The organism is Arthrobacter sp. FW306-06-A (genome assembly GCF_021870055.1).
GTDB lineage: Bacteria > Actinomycetota > Actinomycetes > Actinomycetales > Micrococcaceae > Arthrobacter.
In genome coordinates, this window is record NZ_CP084552.1 from 1048414 (window position 1) to 1061951 (window position 13538).

Sequence of the window (13538 nt, forward strand, 5' to 3'; positions counted from 1 at the left end):
ATTGGCTCAAGATCCAGCCGTCAGGCGCCATTCAACTGTCAGGCTCCGCCAGCTATCTGTCAGGCGCCGGCTTCGAGGAAGTGCACCAACTGGGACTCGAGGGCTGAGCGATCCTTCAGCTCACACTCCCAGACGGTCAACACTTCCCAGCCGGCGTCTTCCAGTTGCCGGCGCTGGCCGGCGTCGCGCTCGCGGGTCCGGGTCCGCTTTGCATCCCAGAACTCCGCGTTGGCTTTCGGTGCGTGCAGGCCCACCCGGTAGTCGTGGAAATGCCAGAAGCAGCCGTTCACGAAGATCACCTTGTGCCGCCCGGCGAAGACAAGGTCCGGATTGCCCGGCAGTTTGGTGCCGCCGGACCTGCCGTGCAGGCGATACCGGTAGCCCTTGGCATGCAGGATCCCGCGCACCAGCAGTTCGGGCTTGGTGTTCTTGCCACGGATCCGGGACATGTTCCAGCTGCGCTGCTCGGGGGTGAGCTTGTCTGCAGGGGGCTTGTCCGCCATTCCTCCAGTCTAGGAGTCCCTAGATTTCCCGTTCCGGTTGTTCGCCGAACACGAAGTGGCGGCCGCTGACGGACTTCGGCTCAATCTCCACGTAAAAGTCCTTCAGGGTGGGAACCCAGGTCTTCAGGCCGAGTTCCTCGATGGCCGCAAGCTCAGCCGAGTTGCTGAGGACCCGTGCGGTCCCGCGGAGGATCACGGACCATGCCTCCTGCGACAGGATGCCGTCAGTTTCGAACAGCACCTTGGAGTTGATGGTCAGCTGCGCGAGCTTGTTCCCGGGGGCGGTTCGCAAATAGACCTTCCGGTTCGAGGTCACGTAGTTCACGGGGAAGATGTCGGGTTCCCCCGCTACAGAGACCACCAGCCGCCCGTGCTGCGTCGCAGCCAGAAGACGCCACGATTGCTCATCATCGAGTTCCAGGACGGGATTGCCGTCCGCGTGTTCAAACATCATGCGGCCATTGTTCTACCTCAAGTAGAAATGCGCCAGAGGCTTTGGACCCGCAATTCCCGCCCCTTTGTGACACCTCCGTCAAGGCTTAACACTTCGGAAACAGGCCTGTGACCGCGTTGTCTTTCCGGCTGGATAGCGTCGCATGCAGAGCCATCACGGCTGAATGCGAAAGAAAGCGACGCACCCAATGGGCAACGACACAGAAACAACGCAACTGCTGGAACCTGCGGCACCTGCTGATGCCGCCGTCGTCGGACGTTCTCCGGCAACCCCGACAGCGGGCAACAGCGCGGCACTGAACGCCACCAAGGAAAGCCTTGAGGATTACACGCTGCGGTTCGCGCCGCGCTCCTACCGCAAGTGGAGCGCCGGGGTGGTGGCCACCAGCGCGCTGGGCGGCATCGCCTACCTGGCGGACTTCTCCATCGGTGCCAACATCGGCATCTCCTACGGCACGGTCAACGCGCTGCTGGGAATCCTGGTGGCCGCCGTCGTCATCTTCGCAACAGGCTTTCCCTTGGCTTACTACGCGGCCCGCTACAACATCGACCTGGACCTGATCACCCGCGGCTCCGGCTTCGGCTACTACGGATCGGTGGTCACCAACGTCATCTTTGCCACCTTCACCTTCATCTTCTTCGCGCTGGAAGGCTCCATCATGGCGCAGGGGCTGGAGCTGGGACTGGGGATTCCGCAGTGGCTGGGGTACGCCGCGTCCACCGTCATCATCATTCCGCTGGTGATCTACGGGATGAACACCCTGGCCAAACTGCAGGTGTGGACCACTCCGCTGTGGCTGCTCCTGATGGTGGTGCCAGTGGGTTACCTGCTGATCTCGCACCCCGAGAGCATCAACAGCTTCTTTGCCTACACCGGCGAATCCGGTGACAGCGGCCCCAACCTTGCATCCGTGATGCTGGCCGCGGGCGTGTGCCTGTCCCTGATGGCGCAGATCGCCGAGCAGATCGACTACCTCCGGTTCATGCCGCCGCGCACCGCCGCCAACCGGGGCGCCTGGTGGCGGGCCGTAATCCTGGCCGGGCCGGGCTGGGTGATCTTCGGGGCCATCAAGCAGATCGTGGGCCTGTTCATCGCCATCTACCTGATCGCTTCGCTGGACCCCGCCGCCTCGGCCACCGCCAACGAGCCGGTGCACCAGTTCCTGGGCGTGTACCAGGAGATGATGCCGGCGTGGCTGGCCATGACGCTGGCGGTGGTGCTGGTGGTCATCTCCCAGATCAAGATCAACGTCACCAACGCGTACTCCGGTTCGCTGGCGTGGACCAACTCCTTTACGCGCATCACCAAGACGTACCCGGGGCGGATGGTGTTCGTGGTGGTGAACCTGCTGATCGCACTGGTTCTGATGGAAGCCAACATGTTCGACTTCCTCAACACCATCCTCGGGTTCTACGCCAACTGCGCCATGGCCTGGGTGGTCACGGTGGCGTCCGACATCGCCATCAACAAGTACCTGCTCAAGATTTCGCCCAAGGTGCCGGAGTTCCGCCGCGGCATGCTGTACGCCGTGAACCCGGTGGGGTTTGTGTCCATGCTGGTGTCCGCAGGCGTTTCCATCGCGGTGTTCTTCGGGGCGTTCGGTGCCGCCATCCAGCCCTACTCGCCGATCTTCGCGGTGGGCCTGGCGCTCGTGCTGCCGCCGGTCCTGGCCGTGCTGACCCGCGGGCGGTTCTACCTGCGGCGTGTTGACGACGGGATCGACCTGCCAATGTTCGACGCCGACGGGAATCCCAGCGACGCCAAACTCCTGTGCCACGTAACCGGCCTGGAGTTCGAGCGTCCGGACATGGTGCGTTCCGCACAGGACGCGTCCGACGGCGGCGCGCAGTATGTTTCTTCGCTCGCCTTGTCGACTGATAAGACGGGGGAGCTGGTGCTTCCCGCCCAGAAGTAGAAGTTTATTGATTGGGAGCCGGCGCACCTTTGTGCGCCGGCTTCCTTTATGACTTCTTTTGTCGTGTTCCGGATGGTAGACAATGCCCCGGGGGCCTTCTGCCTGTGGATAACTTCCTCAGCGAATTGTGACGTGGGCTACCCTTAACTCACTGTCCGGAGCAAGCCGTCTTGAAACTACTGGGGGAATAGCGGCCCATGACATCGCAGAACTTCTTTTCGTCCCGCGCTCTCGCTTCGCCACGCACGGTGCAGTCCGGTGCGGCCGCCCTCGTTGTTGGACTTGCTCTGGCTTTGTCTGGCTGCAACTCGGGCGGTTCTCCTGGTCCGGGCGGCACTTCTTCCCCCGTGGCCGCCGAGACACCCACCGCCACCGCCACGCCCACTCCCACCCCGACACCGAGTGCTGTCTACAAGCCGGCCGACGCATCCGGCCCAGCCCAGAACGTCCCGGTTCCCGTCCTGCCCGAGGTGGCTAAGACGGAGACGAAGGAAGGGGCGGAAGCGTTCGTTCGCTTTTGGTATGAGAATTTGAGCTTTGGCTACGAAACTGGCGACACGACGCATCTGGAAAAGATCAGCGCCCCTGGTTGCGTTTTTTGCAATGGGCTGAGGGACGGCATAGCTGAAGCTTGGGCTAATGGTCGGTGGATAGCCGGCGGGAAGATTGATACTCCTGTAATTACGGTGATGATGGAGCCCGGGTCCGAACCGCACGCTGTGGTTCAAGTTATCCAGTCACAAATAGAGATCAGGACACCAGACGGCGCTCTTCTGCAGAAACCGACTCCTGCCACCAATACTGGTAGCAGGGCCGGCATTACGTTCGGATCTTCAGGCTGGACAATGACAGACCTCGGCTTGATCAGGTAACCGACATGAAGGCCCCAAGACTAAAGATTCTGTCTGCAGTTTTGTTCCTCCTCATATTCACGCCATCGGTTGCGTACGCCGATGTTGCGGTCGGCTATGAGGATAGAGGATTGGCCGTTGGCGCGGATCAGTGGGTGAAGGATTCGGATACGGGAAAGCTCGTCCGTGCTGAACCCGGCACCGTGAGCACCGACCCCAACGAGTACAAGTACGAACTCCAATGCCACCTCGGCGGGGGCGACTTCGACACCCCTTGCCTTGCCCGCCAGCTCGACTGCAAGGACCGGGAAGACGGCGCCAAGGGCATACCCGTGATGTGGCTGTCCCGGCCTCGAGGCGTGCCGGGCGCGGTCTGGGCGCACCATTCGGGCCCAACCTGTCTTTACGATCCGAAGCCCGAGGACCTCCTGCCTCGCATCGCCGCGGATATCCAGCGGCAGTTCCAGAACCTTCCGGTAAACGCCGGGAAAGTTACGGCGCAGCCGAGCCCGAACACCCTCCGCGGCGCCGAGACAAACTTCTACGCGGAGGCGGTGGAGCAGCAGTTCGACATCACCATGTTCGGTCAAAAGGTTCACGTGGTGGCTACGCCCGTGCAGTACACGTGGAACTACGGTGACGGCACTGTCTTCGGCCCTCAACCGTCCATGGGAGGGCCCTTGCCGCAGGACCGCTGGGGTGAAAAGACCCGGACCAGCCACGCCTACGCATCCACCGGGGATTTCCAGGTGGTCATGACTACCACCTTCCAGGGCACCTATTCGGTGAACTCCGGCCCGCCGTTGCCCATCCCGGGCCAGGGGCAGTTCAATGCACCGCCGCAAACCATCAGCGTTTGGCGCTCGCTAACCCGCAACTACGCGGACGACTGCAACACCAATCCACAGGGGCAGGGTTGCCCGGGTGCCGGCACCCGGTAAGGCCGGACCCAGGTTAAGGCAGGACTGTGATCCCCGTCGCATTCGGTGCTGTGCCGGAATAGTTGCATGCGCCCCACAGTTGGCAGAGGCAGTACGTCTTCAGCCTTCGAAAGGAACTGCGCATGCTGTTTTCCCCGCTCACCCTCGGCGAACTTGAACTTCCCAACCGTCTGGTGATGGCACCGCTCACCCGCCTCCGCGCGGGTGAGAAGGGCATTCCGGGACCGCTCCTCGTCGAGCACTACCGCCAGCGCGCTTCCCTGGGCCTCATCGTCAGCGAGGGCACCTACCCCACCCCCGTCGGGCAGGCTTACCCCGGACAGCCCGGGATCGTTACTCCGGAACAGGTCGCCGGGTGGAAGAAAGTCACTGACGCAGTGCATGCCGAAGGCGGGCGCATGTTTGCCCAGATCATGCATGGCGGCAGGGTTTCCCACCCCGACATCACCGGTGGCCTGCCCATCGTCGGCCCCAGCGCCGTAGCCATTGACGGCATTGTCCGGACGCCTGCCGGCAAGCAGCCGTACCCGGTCCCGCACGCCCTGACCACCGACGAGCTCCCCCTGGTCATCCAGGAAATCGTCAACGCTTCGCTGAACGCCATCGAGGCAGGGTTCGACGGCGTGGAGTTGCACTCGGCCAACGGCTACCTCCTGCACGAATTCCTGGCGCCGAACTCCAACATCCGGACGGACAGCTACGGCGGGTCACCCGAAAACCGCGCACGCTTCGTGATCGAAACCGTCAACGCGGTCGTGGCAGCCCTCGGCGCGAACCGCGTGGGCCTGCGGATTTCCCCCGAGCACAACGTCCAGGGCATCGCCGAGACCGACGCCGCTGACGTCCGCGCCACCTACGAAGTCCTCGTGGACAGCATCGCGCCGCTCAACCTCGCCTACCTGAGCATCCTGCACCACGAACCCACGGGTGAACTCGTCCAGGACCTCCGCACGCGCTTCGGCGGCACCTTCCTGGTCAACACCGGCTTCGGCGTCATCACCACCCGGGAAGAAGCCGTGAACCTGGTGGCCGAGGGCCACGCCGACGCGGTGGTTGTGGGCCGGCCTGCGATCGCCAACCCGGATCTTGCCCGCCGCTGGAAGGAAAGCCTCCCGCTCAACGAGCCTGATGCGTCCACGTTCTACGCAGAAGGCGCCACTGGCTACACGGATTACCCGATGTACCAGGGCTAAAGCACCTGACCGGCCAGCCCGGAAAAACGACGACGGCGGCACCCAACTTGGGTGCCGCCGTCGTTGGCTGTCTGGGGTGCTGGTCCCGGGCAGCGTCGCCGTAAGGCCATCCGACGACCTCCGGCTGACGACTTATGTGGCCCGCCGGACTCCATCGGGAAGCCGGCGGTGATCAGATGCTACTCCAACGAATGGACTCTTACCAGAGCCAGTTTTGCAACCGACAACCGCGCCAAGGCAAGGCTGCCAAACCCGCTAAAGTACTGCCTCCCGGCCCGTGCCTTCCCGCATCCGCAGCCGTCCGTCCTCGATAGAGACCAGCACGCTTTTGGGTTTGCCGCTGACCTTGGTGATCGCCTTGAGCCCCCGGTTGGTCACCTCCACTCCCACCTGCGCCCCCTTGGCCGGCAGATCCACGGACACCTCCGACGCGATGCCGAGCAGTGGATTGGTGGAGACACCCAGTTCCCTGCGCACCTCCTTGCCGTTCACGGTCACGGTGATGTTGGCCTCGTCGAACCCCTCCTGGAAAACAACAAGCAGTTCCCGCATGATGGCCTCTTCCTCAAGCATCGGCGCCACTAACGGCATGTCCACTACAGCACTTCGTCGGCTCCAACGGAATACCCTCTGCAAACCCCGATATCCACATGAAGACGCCCTCCGGTGGAGCCCGGCAGGTCGGTAAGGCAAGATGTTCTGGTGACCCAACTGCCTGCGCCTTCCCCGATTCCCGCACCCTCCCACGCGTCAGGGGAGGACGCGGTCTTTGCCCAGATTGCCGCCGAGCTGGGGGTCAAGGCGTGGCAGGTGAAGGCGGCCGTCGACCTGCTCGACGGCGGCTCCACCGTTCCGTTCATCGCAAGGTACCGCAAGGAAGCCACCGGGACGCTGGACGACACCCAGCTCCGGAACCTCGACGAGCGGCTCCGCTACCTCCGCGAGCTGGCGGACCGCCGTCGTTCCGTCCTCGAAGCGATTGAAGCGCAAGGGCAGCTGACGCCGGAACTGCGCAAGGCAGTCCTGGCTGCCGATACCAAGTCACGGCTCGAAGACATCTACCTGCCGTTCAAGTCCAAGCGCCGGACCAAGGCCCAGATGGCGCGTGAGGCGGGCCTGGAGCCGCTCGCGGAGGTGCTGGTGAAGCGGCCGGACCTGGACCCCGAGCGCGAAGCCGCAAAGTACCTCAACAACGAGCACTCCGTAGCCGACGCCGCCACGGCGTTGGCCGGTGCCCGGGCCATCCTGGTGGAGCGGGTGGCTCAGGATCCCGACCTCGCAGCCAACCTGCGGGACCGGATGTGGACGCAGGGCCGGATGGTCTCACGCGTCAAGAAGGGCAAGGAGGCTGAAGGGCAGAAGTTCGCCGACTACTTCGAGTTCGCGCAGGTGCCGGAACGGATGCCGTCGCACCGCGTGCTGGCGCTGTTCCGCGGGGAGAAGGACGGCATTCTTGAGTTGGATCTTGCAGAAGCAGATCCAGCGGACGACGCCGCCCTTTCCGCCGCCCGCGCCCGCTACGAGTCCGCGGTGGCCAGGTTCCTCGGCGTCGCCGACCGCGGCCGTCCCGCCGACGCGTGGCTGATGCAGACAGCCCAGGTTGCTTGGCGCTCCCGCGTGCTGGCACGTCTAACCTCTGACCTTCGCGCCAGGCTGTTTGCGGCGGCGGAGGACGAAGCGGTCCGGGTGTTCGCCGCCAACCTTCGCGACGTGCTGCTGGCCGCACCGGCCGGAAATCGCGCCACCCTTGGCCTCGACCCCGGGCTGCGCACCGGGGTGAAGGTCGCAGTGGTGGACGGCACCGGGAAGGTCGTAGCCACTGACACTGTCTACCCGCACGCTCCCGCCCGCAAGTGGGACGAAGCCCTGGCCACCCTGGTGCGTTTGGCGCGGCAGCACGCCGTCGAACTTGTGGCGATTGGCAACGGGACGGCATCGCGTGAGACGGATAAGTTGGCTGCCGAATTGATCAAGCTGCTGCCGGAGGTGGACCGGAAACCGCAGAAACTGGTGGTGTCCGAGGCCGGCGCCTCCGTCTACTCCGCCTCGGCGCTCGCCGCCGCCGAACTGCCGGGAATGGACGTTTCGCTTCGCGGTGCAGTCTCCATTGCGCGCCGCCTGCAGGATCCGCTCGCCGAACTCGTCAAGATTGATCCCAAGTCCATCGGCGTGGGCCAGTACCAGCACGACGTCACGGCCTCGAAACTGGATCGGAGCCTTGATGCAGTGGTGGAGGATTGCGTAAACGCCGTGGGAGTGGATGTGAACACCGCATCGCCCGCACTGTTGAGCCGGGTGGCCGGTGTCGGGCCCCTGCTGAGCGAAAACATTGTGGCCTATCGGAACGAACATGGCCCCTTCAACAAGCGGACCGACCTCAAGAAGGTGCCGCGGCTGGGCGCCAAGGCATTCGAGCAGTGCGCCGGCTTCCTTCGAATCACCGGGGGAGCGGAGCCCCTTGATGCATCCAGCGTCCACCCGGAGGCGTACGCGGTGGCCAGGAAGATCCGGGCGGCTGCCGGGTCGGCGCCGGCGTCGTCCTTGGACCCGCAAAAGTTCGTGGATGATACGTTCGGCCTGCCAACGGTCCAGGACATCCTCATAGAGCTGGACAAACCAGGCCGAGACCCCCGGCCCGCCTTTGCTGCCGCCACCTTCTCGGAGGGGATCGAAAAGATCTCGGACCTGCGGCCGGGCATGATCCTTGAGGGAACGGTGACCAACGTTGCCGCTTTCGGTGCCTTCGTGGATGTGGGCGTCCACCAAGACGGGCTGGTGCATGTCTCTGCCCTGGCCAACCGTTTTGTGTCCGATCCGCGCGAGGTGGTGAAGTCTGGCCAGGTGGTCCGTGTGAAGGTCGTGGAGGCTGATCCGGAGCGGAAACGCATTTCGTTGACGTTGAGGCTCGACGACGAACCAGCCGGCGGCGGCGCAGGTTCCGGGCGGCGCAAGGGAGATGGCAGCGGTGGACAGGGCGGTGCAGGACGTGGCGGTGCGGGACAAGAAGGGCGAGGCAACCGCGGGGGAGCAGGCGGCCAAAAGGTTGATCGCGGCGGACGCCAGGACCGGCAACAGCAAGGCAGGCAGTCCCCGCGTGCAGCAGGCGGTAATAACCGTGCGACCCCGAAGCCGCAGCCCATTGACACTGCAATGGCCGAGGCTTTGAGGAAGGCCGGGTTGGGCAAGTAGCTTCTGAGGGACTTTGGCAGGGGTGGCTTTTCTGCAAGGGTGGGGTATGACCTATTTCCTGGAGTACACCGTTCCTGCCGCCCCCGGCGATGACGAGTTCGAGTTCCCTCACGACGAGATCAATTCCGGCGACACGGTCCCGCTGACCCAGACGAAGGCCGAAGTGGTGCACACACCGGATCTTCCGGCCCGCACCGGCATCATCGGCGCAACGGTGCCCGAGGCGAAGCTGGAAGCTGAGCAGTTGATCACCCACAGCCGGGCATCGGAAGCATCCCTCTACTTCGACCCGTCCAACTCCCTGCAGGCGGGCGTCGGTACCTTGGTGAGCACGTTTACCGAAGGCCAAGGTTGGCAGGACGCCCAGGGAGCGCCGGATCCCCAGGACGCAACCTTCTAGCCGCCGGCGCCCAGCAGGCGGGGTCGTCCAAACCGTGTCCTGACTCCCGGCGAGTAGAGGACCGATTCCGGCGGCCCGTTCACGTTGATGCCGGCTGCCGCAACCAATCCATCGCTGAGCTGGTGGATGTCTGCCTCAAAAAGCGGCCAATCGTGGTGGCTGTTCGGAACGTATATGGATTTGCCGCGGAAGCGGCCGTGCATGCCGAACCTTGCAGTCAGGAAGATCGATAGTGGATCGCTGGCTGCGACGTGCAGCTTTGGGACGACCCCGAAGTCGCTTTGTGCAGCGCTGCTGCCAAACCGGTGGACGGAGTATCCGATAGGAAGTTCACCTGTGCTGCCGGCATCGGTCCTGGAGCCGTCATGCTGGCGCCTGTTATCGCTGCCCGGAAAGGCTGGCCATTGCCGGATCTGCGACCACACGTAGGGAATTCCGGCCGTCCGCGTCGCGACAACGACTGGGAGGCGGTTCGCGTCCAGGCTCAGGAACACCACCCCACGGGTCCCGTCCGGCTCGCGGGAGTAGAGCCGGACGTTGACCTCATTGAAGCTTCCCAGGTAGGGAATGCCGGGGCCGTGGCCGAGTCCCGCCTGCACCATGCGAAATCCAATGAGCCCAACCCAGGAACTGCCGTCGAATATATCCGGTTGAACCCCACATGGCATGAACTTGGCCGCCACTGCCTCCGGAATTCGCCAGTGGAGGAACACGGCATCAAGCCACCGCTGGTCGGAGAATACCGGCCTTGGTAATTCTGTCGGGCGCGGCCACAGTTCTGCGGCGCTCAAGTTCTCCGTCAAGGTTCCACCACTCCTTCCTCCAATCAGCCGCTGGCGCTTGAAGTTCGATGGCTGCGGTTTCAGCTAGTTCAAAGGCCGCGTGTCCTCGGGAAGCTGGCCACCTGCGAGGAGCTCTGCGGCTGCGTCGGCGAGGGCTGTCAGGGCCACTCTCTGTGTCCATGGACCGTACGAGATGCGCGCAACGCCCAGTTCCTGCAGCTTGGCCGGCGGAAGCGAACCCGGGACGTTGATGACCGAGATCTTGTTCCAGCCGATGCCTTCTACCAGCGCTGTGATCGTTGGCTGGTCCAGCAGCCCCGGGACAAAGACCGTGGTGGCGCCTACGTCCAGGAACGCCCTGCCGCGTTCGATGGCATCCAAAAGTACATCTTCAGGCGCACGGTCCTTGCCCTTCAGGAACGCGTCGGTCCGCGCATTCAGGACGAAATCGATTCCTTCTGCAGCACCGGCATGAACAACGGCTGCCATCTGGTTCACGGCCTCCGTCAGCGGCCGCATCTGGTCCTCGATGTTGGCCCCGACAATTCCGACGCCAATTGCCTTGCGCGTGGTCTCGCCCGGATTGCCGTAACCGGATTCAAGGTCGGCGCTCACGGGCAGATGGGTGGCCGCAGCTATGCGGCCGACGAAGCTGATCATTTCGTCGACGGGAATGTTCTCGCCGTCCTCGTAGCCAAGGGTGGCGGCGATGGAGTGGCTGGCCGTTGCAAGGGCAGTGGTTCCCGGAACCTCCGTAATGACTTTGGCAGTGATGGCATCCCACACATTGACCATTTGAAGAATTTCCGGGGCTTGGTGCAGACGGAGCAGTTCGGTGGCTTTGGCGCTGCTGGTTTCAGTCATGGGTGAAGCCTAACCCGACTGCTTTGGGCAGGTTTCATTTGTGTGGGTGGGGTGGTGGTGGTTTGAAGTAGTGGTTTTGTTGGGGTGTTTGGTGGGGGTCGAGGTGGGGTGGGGGGATGAAGGTGGGTGTGTGGTGGGTGGTGGTGATGGTCCATTGTTCTTTGTGGATGAGGTGGTGGTGGTGGCTGCAGAGCAGGACGCCGTTGTTGGTGGTGGTGGGTCCTTCGTGTGACCAGTAGGTGATGTGGTGGGCTTCGCACCAGGGGGCGGGGATGGTGCAGTTGGGGAAGGCGCAGCCTTGGTCGCGGGCGGTGAGGGCCAGGCGTTGGGCGGGGGTGAAGAGGCGGGTTTTGCGGCCGAGGTCGAGGATTTCGCTGTTGGTGCCCAGGAGGGCGGGGATGATGTCGGCGTCGCATGCGGTTTTGCGCAGGGTGGCGGCGGCGACGGGCCCGGTGAACATGAACGTGCCGGTCCCGGTTCCTGTCCCGGCGCCTGTACGTGGCGCTGTCCTGGTGGTTGTGTTCGTTCCGGGTTCTGCTGTTGTCGGTCCTGATTTTCCGGCGGGGGTGGTGGCGTTGGCTGGGAATAGGTCTTGGTAGTGGATCGTGGCGATGATTTGGGGGCGGTTGCCGCCGGTGGTGGGCAGGGTGTTGGTGGTGAGGGCGGCTTTGGCGGCGGTGACCAGGCCGTCGAGTTGTTTTTGGGCGCGGGTGCGCCGGTCCAGGTCCGGCAGGTTGGTGTGCCATGTTGCGCTGCCCGTTGCCGTGCTCCCCTCGGTGCCTGTGCCCGTGCCTGTGCAGCCTTCAGTTCCCGTGCCCGCCCTGTCGGCTGTGTCATTCCCTGTGCTTGGGCTGGTGTTGCCGGTGGTGGTGCGGGGGTTGGTGGCGGTGTTCATGACGGTGAGGAGGTGTTCGTATTGGTCGGTGGTGGCGAAGATTTCGAGGTGGTGCAGGCCGTGGCGGGGTTTGCGGATGAAGGCGCCTTGGGTGTGGCGGAGGGCTTCTTCGGTGGGTTCGGTGCCGTCGGCGTCGATGGTGTCGGTCCAGCGTTGGGCCAGGCGGGTGAGGAAGTCGGGGTCGGTGGTTGTGGCGGCTGTGGTGAGGTGGTGTTCGATCCGGTCCAGGGTCTCTTCGGTGGTGTGGTGGCGGAGCCGGTCCAGGGTGGCGGTGATGATGGTCGCTGCGTGCGAGGACACCGCCGGTCCCGGCCCGGTTTCGATGGTGGTCCCCTCGACGGTGGTTGCGGTTTCGGTGTTGTTCCCGGTGGTGGTGTTCCCGTTGGTGGGGGTGAGGGCGGCGGCGAGGTGTGGCCGGGTTGGTGGGAGTGGTTCGCCGGTGATGCTGGTGCCGGGCAGGACGTGGTGGGCGAGGGTGAGGCGGCGGCGGGCTTCGCGGATGGGGATCTGCAGGCGCAGGCGGAGGAACTCTGCGGTGTTCCGGCACCCGTCATCGGCAGGGGAGGTGTGCGGGGTTTCGGTGGTGTTGAGGGTTCCAACACTGTTGGCGTCCCACCCGGTGATCCAGCCCGTGGACCGGCCTGCGGAGGACGAGGCTGCGCGGGACTGGGCTGCGCGGGACCGGCCTGCCCGGGTTTTGGCGGCTGCGGCGTCGTTGATGGCTTGGGTTCGGGTGCGGTCCACAGCCCCGGCTGCGAGGAGTTGGAGGTACTCGATGGAGCGGGCAAGGCCCTCGACCCGGGCGGCGAAATCTGCAGCTTCGGCATGGCTGGCGGTTGCCAGCAGGCCGGGGGCGGCCAAGGCGGCGGCTGCCAGCTGTGCGCCGAGCCCGTCCAACACGTCCTGCTGGCCGGGCCCCGAGTCTGATGGCTGTAAAGGTTCCTCGCTGGGGACCGGGTGAAGGTGGGCCGGGCGCGGCAGCCGGCTGCCGGCGTCGTACGCCCTCCCAAGATCTTCCCCAATGGCCTCCATGACCCCACTCTGCCAGCCACCACCGACAATCAAGAGACCCCAAAACCCCTATGTGGAAAACCCAGTCAAGAGCCTTAGGTTGCTGTTGCGGTGGAGTCGGAACGGGCTGGCGGTGCTTCCTTTTGCCATGGCCACCGCCCCGTAATTTCCAGCTCCAATGAGAAGCTGAGGAACGTCCGGATCAGCACGATGATGGCCAGCACCCCGACGCTGGAGAAGGTGGGCGTTACGGCAACGGTACGGATGATGTCGGCAGCCACGAGTAGTTCAAGGCCCAGCAGGATGGACCGGCCCAGCAGCTGTCGATAGGAGCGGTAGAAGCTCAGTTTCTCCGCCCCCGCTGGAAGCCGCCGCGGCTGGTGGCCGCGGATTGCCATCGGGAGGGAGGCCACCGCCCCGATCACCATGACCGCAACGCCTGCGAAGTCGACCAGCTGCCCAACCGTCTCAATAATTTGCCGAAATTCCATGCCCTGCCTCAACTCAGGCCAGGTGTCCCCATGGCCAGCCTGGCATCGA

13 protein-coding genes are annotated in these 13538 nt (G+C 64.2%); 6 read left to right on the top strand and 7 right to left on the bottom strand.

Annotated elements, in window-relative coordinates:
* Positions 1-59 precede the first annotated feature (59 nt).
* Together LFT49_RS05000 and LFT49_RS05005 are read right to left on the bottom strand one after the other, a co-directional pair.
* Entirely contained in the window at positions 60-503 is a 444-nt protein-coding gene (locus LFT49_RS05000; RefSeq protein WP_237429920.1) for a very short patch repair endonuclease, read from the bottom strand.
* A gap of 19 nt (positions 504-522) precedes the next feature.
* The gene (locus LFT49_RS05005) at positions 523-957 is read right to left on the bottom strand and encodes a pyridoxamine 5'-phosphate oxidase family protein (RefSeq protein ID WP_142130942.1); all 435 of its coding nucleotides are present in this window, start codon (positions 955-957) and stop codon (positions 523-525) included.
* A gap of 187 nt (positions 958-1144) precedes the next feature.
* Here LFT49_RS05005 and LFT49_RS05010 point away from each other — a divergent pair, with 187 nt between their 5' ends.
* The 4 genes from LFT49_RS05010 (at position 1145) to LFT49_RS05025 (ending at position 5857) form a co-directional block, all read left to right on the top strand.
* On the top strand, positions 1145-2872 hold the full coding sequence (locus LFT49_RS05010) for a purine-cytosine permease family protein (protein ID WP_237429921.1): 1728 nt from the start codon (positions 1145-1147) through the stop codon (positions 2870-2872).
* 347 nt (positions 2873-3219) lie between these two features.
* Complete coding sequence (locus LFT49_RS05015) at positions 3220-3744, top strand: DUF6318 family protein (RefSeq protein WP_237429922.1); 525 nt, start codon at positions 3220-3222, stop codon at positions 3742-3744.
* A 182-nt stretch (positions 3745-3926) separates the two neighbouring features.
* Positions 3927-4664, top strand: a complete 738-nt coding sequence (locus tag LFT49_RS05020; RefSeq protein ID WP_237429923.1) for a PKD domain-containing protein — start codon at positions 3927-3929, stop codon at positions 4662-4664.
* Between the two features lie 122 nt (positions 4665-4786).
* On the top strand, positions 4787-5857 hold the full coding sequence (locus tag LFT49_RS05025; RefSeq protein ID WP_237429924.1) for an alkene reductase: 1071 nt from the start codon (positions 4787-4789) through the stop codon (positions 5855-5857).
* Between the two features lie 255 nt (positions 5858-6112).
* Here LFT49_RS05025 and LFT49_RS05030 read toward each other — a convergent pair whose 3' ends face one another.
* Positions 6113-6430, bottom strand: a complete 318-nt coding sequence (locus LFT49_RS05030; protein ID WP_236802795.1) for a hypothetical protein — start codon at positions 6428-6430, stop codon at positions 6113-6115.
* 129 nt (positions 6431-6559) lie between these two features.
* Between LFT49_RS05030 and LFT49_RS05035 the strand changes: the two genes are divergently transcribed.
* The gene (locus tag LFT49_RS05035) at positions 6560-9046 is read left to right on the top strand and encodes a Tex family protein (RefSeq protein ID WP_237429925.1); all 2487 of its coding nucleotides are present in this window, start codon (positions 6560-6562) and stop codon (positions 9044-9046) included.
* 46 nt (positions 9047-9092) lie between these two features.
* Entirely contained in the window at positions 9093-9446 is a 354-nt protein-coding gene (locus tag LFT49_RS05040) for a hypothetical protein (protein ID WP_236801252.1), read from the top strand.
* Here the strand turns inward: LFT49_RS05040 and LFT49_RS05045 are convergent.
* The 4 genes from LFT49_RS05045 to LFT49_RS05060 form a co-directional block, all read right to left on the bottom strand.
* Positions 9443-10249, bottom strand: coding sequence for a YqjF family protein (locus tag LFT49_RS05045; RefSeq protein WP_237429926.1), 807 nt, complete (start codon positions 10247-10249; stop codon positions 9443-9445). The genes LFT49_RS05040 and LFT49_RS05045 overlap by 4 nt on opposite strands.
* 63 nt (positions 10250-10312) lie before the next feature.
* A complete protein-coding gene (locus LFT49_RS05050) occupies positions 10313-11092 on the bottom strand; it encodes an isocitrate lyase/PEP mutase family protein (protein WP_237429927.1) in 780 nt (259 codons plus the stop codon).
* A gap of 34 nt (positions 11093-11126) precedes the next feature.
* On the bottom strand, positions 11127-13019 hold the full coding sequence (locus tag LFT49_RS05055) for an HNH endonuclease signature motif containing protein (RefSeq protein ID WP_237429928.1): 1893 nt from the start codon (positions 13017-13019) through the stop codon (positions 11127-11129).
* A 74-nt stretch (positions 13020-13093) separates the two neighbouring features.
* The gene (locus LFT49_RS05060; RefSeq protein ID WP_236801257.1) at positions 13094-13489 is read right to left on the bottom strand and encodes a DUF1622 domain-containing protein; all 396 of its coding nucleotides are present in this window, start codon (positions 13487-13489) and stop codon (positions 13094-13096) included.
* Between the last annotated feature and the right edge of the window lie 49 nt (positions 13490-13538).